We start from the raw sequence: 1,460 nt of genomic DNA, 5'->3' as shown, positions 1-1,460 counted from the left end.
CGGTGGGTCAGCACTCTCGCCGCCTGGAACGGGTTGGATTCCTAGGGTCAGATCGTGCGCCCACCGGTCGTGAGGGGGTCTGACCGCTGATGGGATGACGTGCCCCGAGCCTGTGGCTCGGTGAGCACTTGGCCATTAGGCCGCTGGCCGTCCCCTCCACGCTGCCGACCGCAGGAGCCGACGCAGAGGGGGCACGAATGCTGTTCGTGGGCGATGACTGGGCCGAGGCCCACCACGACATCGAGGTCCAAGACGAGCAGGGGCACCGGCTGGCCCGGGCCCGACTACCCGAGGGGATCGCCGGGCTGGCTCGGCTGCACGAACTGATCGCCGAGCACCTGACCGACGACGACGCCGACCCGGAGACCGGGTTCCTCGCGCAGAGCGTGATGGTCGGGATCGAGACCGACCGCGGCAATTGGGTGTCGGCGCTGGTGGCGGCCGGCTACCAGGTGTTCCCGCTCAACCCGGTGCAGGTGGCCCGCTACCGGGAGCGGCACGGGGCCTCCGGCGCCAAGTCCGACCGCGGAGATGCCCATGTGCTGGCCGAGATCGTCCGGCTGGACCGGGACCACCACCGGCCGATCGCCGGGGACAGCCCCGAGGTGGACGGGTTGAAGCTGGTCGCCCGCTCGCATCAGGCGTTCATCTGGGACCGCACCCGCCACTTCCAGCGGCTGCGCAGTGCGCTGCGAGAGTTTTTCCCCGCCGCACTCGAGGCGTTTCCCGACCTGATGGCCCCCGAGGCCCTCGAGCTGCTCGAGCGGGCTCCGGATCCGGCGCGGGCCGCTCGGCTGTCGCGGTCGAAGATCACCGCCGCCCTGCGCCGGGCCCGCCGCCGCGACCCAGAGGTCAAGGCCGAGGCCATTCAGGCGCTGCTGCGGGCGCCGGCGCTGCGGCAGGCGCCGCCGATCGAGGCGGCCTACGCGGTCATCGTGACCACCGCGGTCCAGCTGATCGCCCAGCTGAACAAGCAGATCGGCGAGCTGCAGGCGGTGGTGGCCGAGGGTTTTGGCCGGCACCCGGACGCTGAGATCGTCACCAGCCAGCCCGGGCTGGGACCGGTCCTCGGCGCCCGGGTCCTGGCCGAGTTCGGCGACGACCCGCACCGCTACGCCGACGCCAAGGCACGCAAGAACTACGCCGGCACCTCACCGATCACCCGCGCCTCCGGCACCCGCAGGGTCGTACTGGCCCGCTACGCCCGCAACAGACATCTCGGCGACGCCACCCACCAATGGGCCTTCTGCGCGCTCAACGCCTCACCCGGCGCCCGCGCCTACTACGACGCCCTCCGTTCCCGCGGCATCGGTCACCACGCCGCCCTGCGCCAACTCGCCAACCGCCTGGTCGGCATCCTCCACGGCTGCCTCAAGACCAGAACCCAGTACAACGAACACACCGCCTGGCCCCAGCTCACCGCCACCGCGGCTTGACGCCCCACACCATGGGATGTCTGA

1 protein-coding gene is annotated in these 1,460 nt (G+C 71.4%); it reads left to right on the top strand.

All coding sequences use genetic code 11. The features are described 5' to 3' along the window. The first annotated feature begins 197 nt into the window (after nucleotides 1-197). Nucleotides 198-1,436, top strand: coding sequence for an IS110 family RNA-guided transposase (locus ABD644_RS22630; RefSeq protein WP_344691625.1), 1,239 nt, complete (start codon nucleotides 198-200; stop codon nucleotides 1,434-1,436). The last annotated feature ends 24 nt before the right edge of the window (nucleotides 1,437-1,460 follow it).

This window comes from Blastococcus jejuensis, assembly GCF_039534705.1.
Taxonomy (GTDB): Bacteria; Actinomycetota; Actinomycetes; order Mycobacteriales; family Geodermatophilaceae; genus Blastococcus_B; species Blastococcus_B jejuensis.
This window is presented reverse-complemented; position numbering and strand designations above follow the sequence as displayed.